The 6,528-nt window shown below is 63.5% G+C and carries 4 protein-coding genes; all 4 read right to left on the bottom strand.

Annotation, left to right across the window (positions count from 1 at the left end; genetic code table 11):
- Window positions 1-135: 135 nt before the first annotated feature.
- Window positions 136-1,353 (bottom strand): type II secretion system inner membrane protein GspF, encoded by a 1,218-nt coding sequence (gene gspF / locus B5V00_RS14195; RefSeq protein ID WP_085011479.1) that lies wholly within the window; start codon window positions 1,351-1,353, stop codon window positions 136-138.
- 171 nt (window positions 1,354-1,524) lie between these two features.
- On the bottom strand, window positions 1,525-3,222 hold the full coding sequence (gspE, locus tag B5V00_RS14190; protein ID WP_085011478.1) for a type II secretion system ATPase GspE: 1,698 nt from the start codon (window positions 3,220-3,222) through the stop codon (window positions 1,525-1,527).
- Window positions 3,219-5,306 (bottom strand): type II secretion system secretin GspD, encoded by a 2,088-nt coding sequence (gene gspD / locus B5V00_RS14185; RefSeq protein WP_172399767.1) that lies wholly within the window; start codon window positions 5,304-5,306, stop codon window positions 3,219-3,221. Before gspD ends, gspE begins: the two co-directional genes overlap by 4 nt.
- 22 nt (window positions 5,307-5,328) lie before the next feature.
- A complete protein-coding gene (gspC, locus tag B5V00_RS14180) occupies window positions 5,329-6,234 on the bottom strand; it encodes a type II secretion system protein GspC (protein ID WP_085011476.1) in 906 nt (301 codons plus the stop codon).
- Window positions 6,235-6,528: the final 294 nt, after the last annotated feature.

Below are 6,528 nucleotides of genomic sequence, written 5' to 3'. Positions count from 1 at the left end.
TCTCACATCTCACATCTCACATCTCACATCTCACATCTCACATCTCACGTCTCACATCTCACATCTCACATCTCACATCTCACGTCTCACGTCTCACGTCTCACGTCTCACGTCTCACGTCTCACGTCTCACGCGTCACCCCAACCCCTGGCTGGCCTGGAAAATCGGCAGCAGGATGGCGAGGACGATGAAACCTACCGCGCCGCCCATCAGCAGGATCATGATCGGCTCCAGCAGCGAGAGCAGGCGACCGATGGCGAGGTCGACCTGGTGCTCGTAGGTGTCGGCGACGCGGAACAGCATCTGTTCCATTTCCCCGCTGCGCTCGCCGACCGCGATCATCTGGACCAGCATGGTCGGAAAAACTTTCAGCCGCTGCAGCGGGACCGCCAGTCCTTCCCCTTCCCGCACCTGGGCGGTGGCGATGGTGACGGCCTGCCGCAGCACCCGGTTGCTGAGCAGGTTGCTGGCGATGTCGAGGGCGCGCAACAGTGGCACGCCGCTCTGCAGCAGGGTGCCGAGAGTGCGGCTGAAACGGGCGGTGGCGATCAGCAGGTTGAGCCGGCCGATCAGCGGCAGCCGCAGCGCCAGCCGGTCGATTCTGGTCCCCCCCTGTTCACTTCGGGCCCAGCGCCGCAGCAGCAGGGCCGCGGCGGCCAGCAGCAGCAGCACCAGCCAGCCGTAACTCTGCAGCAGGCCGCTGACGGCGATCAGCAGGCGGGTCGGCAGCGGCAGGACCTGGTCGAGGTCGGTGAGCATCCGCGTCACCTTCGGCAGCACGTAGCTGACCAGGAAGAAAAGCACTCCGCAGCCGACCAGCGCCATCAGTATCGGGTAGGCCAGCGCCGCGCTGATCTTGCCGCGCAGGCGGGCCTGTTCTTCGAGAAAGTCGGCCAGCCGCTCCAGCACCTGGTCGAGGGTACCGCTGTTTTCGCCGACCTGCACCATGTTGATGAAGATCGGCGGGAACAGCCGCTCCTGCATCGCCAGCGCCTGGTGCAGGGTCTCGCCCTGGACGACCTGGTCGCGGGCACGGTTGAAGGCGGTGGCCAGCTGGGCTTTTTCCAGCTGGCCGGCGACGCTTCCCAGGGCCTCGTCCAGCGCCAGCCCGGCGCCGAGCAGGGTGGCCAGCTGGCGGGTGGCGATGGCCAGCTCCTCGATCGGCACCCCGGAGCGCAGCTGGAAGCTTCTTTGCCAGATGGGCTTGCGCCTGCTCCCCTCGGGGTGGATCTCGGTCGGGTAAATCCCCTGTTGCCGCAGGGCGGCCATGACTGCTCTCCGGCCGCTGCCCTCGTGGGTGCCGCTGATCTTTTTGCCCCTGGCATCGAAGCCGCTGTATTCGTAAGTCGGCATGCGGATGATCCTAGTGTCCCGTGCGGTTAATTCTACCTTCTGATTCTGGCCCTTTTGGCCGTGGTCTGCGTTTCGCTTCCTCGGTTTAACTCAGGCTAGACCTGCGTCAGCGTGCCTTGACCACAACCAAAATGACTCAGAATTCATTGGCACAACTAACCGCACGGGACACTAGCTTTCGTCCTGGGTGACGCGCAGCACCTCTTCCAGCGAAGTCTCCCCGGCCAGCACCTTGTTCAGGCCCGAATGCCTGAGACTGAGCATCCCCGCCCGCTGGGCGGCATGACGGATGCTGGTGGCGTCCTTGCCCTGCATCAGCAGGTCGCGGATATGGTCATCCATGACCAGCAGTTCATAGATTCCGGTGCGGCCGCGGTAGCCGATCTGCAGGCATTCATCGCAGCCGCGCCCCTGGTAGAATTTCACGTTCGGCGGCAGGCTGATGCCGCTGCCGATCTCGGCCAGCACCTCGGGGGTCGGTGTGTAGGCCTGGCGGCAATGGGGGCAGAGCTGCCGTACCAGGCGCTGGGCGAGGATCCCGCTGATCGAGCTGGCGGCGAGAAACGGTTCGATTCCCATTTCGGTCAGCCGGGTGAGGGCGCCGGCGGCGTCGTTGGTGTGCAGGGTCGAGAAGACCATGTGGCCGGTCAGCGCCGATTGCACGGCGATCTCGGCGGTTTCGCCGTCACGGATTTCACCGACCATGATGATGTCCGGATCCTGGCGCAGGATCGAGCGCAGCCCGGCGGCGAAGGTCAGGTCGATCTTCGGGTTGACCTGGATCTGGCTGATGCCGGTGAGCTGGTACTCGATCGGGTCTTCGACGGTGATGATGTTCTTTTCGCGGTTGTTGAGCCGGGTCAGGGCGGCGTAGAGGGTGGTGGTCTTGCCCGAGCCGGTCGGCCCGGTGACCAGGAAGATGCCGTGCGGTTGCGTAATCAGACCGCCGAGCTGCTGCAGCAGTTTCCGGTCCATGCCGATGTCGGCCAGGTCGAGGACGCTGGAACTCTTTTCCAGCAGCCGCAGTACCAGTCGTTCGCCGAAGGCGGTCGGCAGGGAGGAGACGCGCACGTCGAGGTCCTTGCCGGCAATCCGTACCCGGAAGCGACCGTCCTGGGGCAGGCGTTTTTCGGCGATGTCGAGCCCGGCCATGATCTTCAGTCGCGAGATGATGGCGGCATGCGCCCGCTGTGGTGGTCGCAGTACCTCGTAGAGGATGCCGTCGATGCGGTAGCGGACCACCAGTTCGGTTTCGAAAGGTTCGAGATGGATGTCGCTGGCGCGCTCGCGGTAGGCCTTGGTCAGCAGGCTGTTGACGAAGCGGATGATCGGCGCCTCGTCGCTGGTGTCGAGCAGGTCGGCCGGTTCCAGTTGCGGATCGAGGCCGTCATCGCTGCTGCCGATGTCGGGCGCCAGGTTGTCGGTTTTGTCGGCCTGCTGTTCGTAGGCGCGGTTGACGGCGCCGAGGATTTCCTCCTCGGTCGCCAGGCAGATTTCCACCTGGTTGCCGGTCAGGGCGACCAGGTCGTTGACCGCCCTGCCGTTGCCGGGGTCGGCGACGGCGAGCAGCAGTCGCCCCTTGTCCTGCTCAAGGGGAAAGATGCGCTGTTCGCGAACATAGCCGAGCGGCAGGCGGTCGATCAGTTCCCCGACCCCGGTCGGTTCGGGCAGGGTCTCGAAAAAGGGAAGGTTGAACTGTTTCGCCAGGGCCGCGCCGAGGATCTTTCCCGACAGGCCGAAGCGTTCGCTGAGGATGTCGCCGAGCCGGCCGCCCTGGTCGGTCTGCACCTGAAGGGCGGCGGCGATGGTCTCTGCCTCGATGCCGAACTGCTGCTGCAGCAGTTCGCCGAGTCGCGTCCACTGGATCATGGCCGCGGGGTTTCCTCGTCCGCGTCATCGCTGCCGCGGATATTGGTGATCAGGGCGTTGCGCGGCACCGATTTGCGCAGCGCCTCGGTCTGGAATTCCTCACCGGTCATCTGCGCCTTGAGGGTGATGTCGGTCAGGTCCTTGGAGGTGCGGATGATTTTCGGCGTGATGAAGACCAGCAGGTTGGTTTTCTGTTCCGAGGTGCCTTCGGAGCGGAACAGGCGGCCGAGGAAGGGGATGTCGCCGAGCAGCGGAACCTTGGATTCGGTCGCCTGGATATTGGTGCCGATCAGCCCGCCGAGAACGATGGTCTTGCCGTCTTCGGCCAGGACCGTGTTGCGCAGCTGACGCTTGGTGAAGGTCGGTCCGACCTCGGCCGGGTCGCCGATGGCCGGGTTCGCGGGAGCGATATCGGTGATTTCCTGGAAGACATTGAGCCGCACCAGGTTGCCCTCGGTCACCTGGGGGGTGAAACGCAACGTCAGGGCGACGTCCTGACGTTCCACCGCCACCGACTGGGCCAGCCCGGTGCCGCCGGTGTCGGTCAGACGGCTGGTGATGATCGGCACATTGGAGCCGACAATGATCTCTGCTTCTTCGTTGTCGGAGGTCAGCAGCCGTGGCGCCGAGAGGATGTTGACATCGGTGCTGGTTTCGGAGAGCCGGATCAGGGCGGAGAAGGCCGGGATGGTGATCTCGTTGCCGTCCGGGCCGGTGGTGGTGATCGGGCTGAACAGCCCGCCGAGCAGCAGGCCGTTGATGGTCTGGGTCAGCAGGCTCGGCACCTGGCTGCCGGATGCCGGGGAGAGGCTGCCGAAGTTGGCCGTTCCGGAGTTGAGATTGCTGGTGCCGAGGACTACGCTGTTGTTGCCGATCTGGAGCGCGCCCTGCAGCGAGGCGCCGACCTCGCGGGTGGCATCCATCGAGAGTTCAAGAATCAGGGCCTCGACGTAGACCTGTTTGCGCTTGATGTCGAGCTGCTTGATGATCCCCTTGATGGTGGTGTAGGCCTCGGGACTGGCGTTGATCAGCAGGGCGTTGGTCGGCTTGTCGGCGGTGATCGACACCGGTCCCCTGGCGATCGGGTTGCCCCCTTTGCCGCCCTTGGCCGTCGGTTGGGTGCGGGCCTGGGTGCGCATGCCGGTGATGATTTCATTCAGGGTCTTGGCCAGGGTTTCGGCGTCGGCGTTCTCCAGGTAATAGACATTGATATGGGCCCGCTCGTCACCCGATTCGCCGTCCAGTTGGGCGATCAGGCCGCGCAGGGTTTCCATCTCTTCGGCATCGGCGATGGCGATCAGGGCGTTGGTCCGCGGATAGGCGATCACCCGGCTGGCAACCGCGCTGCCGGCGGTCTTGACATTGCGCGCGGCGCGCGCCCGGCGGCCGGTGGCGCCGCCGGCCTGGCCGATAATGCTGTTGGCGATCTTGGCGATCTCTTCGGCGTCGCCGTTCTTGAGGGTGAAGATCTCCATCTGGCCGAGGTTGCCCGGGACATCGAGCTGCTTGATGATCTTGACCAGCCGTTCGATATTGGCGGCGCTGTCGGTGATGACCAGGGTGTTGGACGGGGCGAAGGCGACAATGTTGCTGGTCTTCGGAATCAACGGCGTCAGGATCGTCGAGGCCAGGTCGGAGGCGTTGGCGTAGGTCAGGGTGATCAGCCGGGTGACGTAGGCTTCGTCACTGCGCCGGCTGGTGACCGGCAGGTTCTCCTGCCGGGCGGACTTGATCGGGACGATCTTGTTGACCTTGCCGCTTGGCACCACCGTGTAACCCTTGACCTGCAGCACGCTGAGAAAGAGCTGATAAGCGTCTTTCAGCTTCATGCCGCGGGGAGAGACGATGGTGACCTTGCCGCGGACTTTTTCGTCGTAGAGGAAGTTGCGGCCGGTCAACTCCGACATGGTCTGGATCAGGTCGGTCAGTTCGACATCCTTGAAGTCGAGGGAGATCTGGTCGTCCCGGGGAGCTTTTGTCGGCGCGGCCCACAGGGGGGCAGTCGACAAAAACAGTGACAGCAGGATCAGCAGGGTCGGGAAAAACACCCGCGCCTGCCATTGGTGATATCGGGAAGTGTTCATCATTATCATCGTTTTCATCGCGTCAATCGATTTCGTAGCTGAAGGTCATGGGATTGCCTCGGCGCTCCAGGGAGACATTGATCTGCCTGGCCTGGCGCAGCTGCTGAAAGACCTGCAGGGCCTTTTCCGGGGAATCGAGGGGAACCCCGTTGATTTCGTGGAGAACATCACCGACCCGCAGTCCGATCTGGTTGAAGAGACTGCCGGGTTTGATCATCTTGATCACAAAGCCTTCGGTGCTGCCGTTGACGACGTAGGGTTCGACCCGGGCCTGTTTGAGCAGTTCGCCGATGTTGGAGCGGGCTTTTTCCGCGGCGCTGCGGGGAATCTGCCAGCGATTTTTCCCCAGGGAACGAACCGCGTAGTCCTGTTTGCCGACCGGTCTTCTGTTCCCCGCCCGGACGGCCGCGGTCCTGGCTCGGGGGCGGGAGGGCGCGCTCTTTTTCGGCAGTTCGAGGATCTGCTGCCGGCCACCCGCCAGGGTCAGGGTGACTTTGCTGCGTTCGATTTTCGTCAGCTGCGCCCCCCCGGGCAGCTTGGCGCCGAGCCGGTAGGTTCTGGTTTTGCCGTTGCCGGCCAGGGCCGCCAGTGGTTTGCTGCCGCCGCTGACGGTGCCGACCAGGGTCCAGTTGCCCCCGGCGGAGGTCGTTGCCGTCGGCGTGCCGCGGGTCGGGGTCGAGGGAGCGAAGCTCAGTTTGCCGCCGGCCGAATTGAAGATATTGCGCTGCAGGATCGCCTGGTAGTCATTCAGGACCGGTTTGCGTGCCGGTCGCGTCATGCGGGTCGGCTGCCGAACCGGCTCCGGCGCTCCCGGTTGCAGCAACAGCCCGAGCAGAACCGCACAGAAATAACCTGTCGCGAGGCCGAGCAGAATGCTCAGCAGCAGAAAGATCCCCCTGGTGTTTTTCTGTAGGAACGTCAATATCATCGGTGTCGCCCGCGGGCCACCTAGTCAATGAATCAGGAAAATGTTTTGCCGGACCAGTGAGCTTCGGGACTGAACTCACGGGTTCAGGGTGTTCTAAGAATAGGCGTAAGATGCTGAAAAAGCAAGCTGCTAAGCGCGGTTTTTGATCTGTGCAAATGACGGGTTTCAGCTCCGGCCAGGGTAAAGTCACGGCAAGGGTTGGACTGTTGCCGTCAATGGTTTACAGTGAGCATTCGTGTCGTTTTTTTCGATTCCGTCCTGACCCCGCGGGTTCAGGACTGTTCAAGGAGGATT

Origin of the sequence: Geothermobacter hydrogeniphilus (assembly GCF_002093115.1) — a bacterium.
Taxonomy (GTDB): domain Bacteria; phylum Desulfobacterota; class Desulfuromonadia; order Desulfuromonadales; family Geothermobacteraceae; genus Geothermobacter_A; species Geothermobacter_A hydrogeniphilus.
This window is presented reverse-complemented; position numbering and strand designations above follow the sequence as displayed.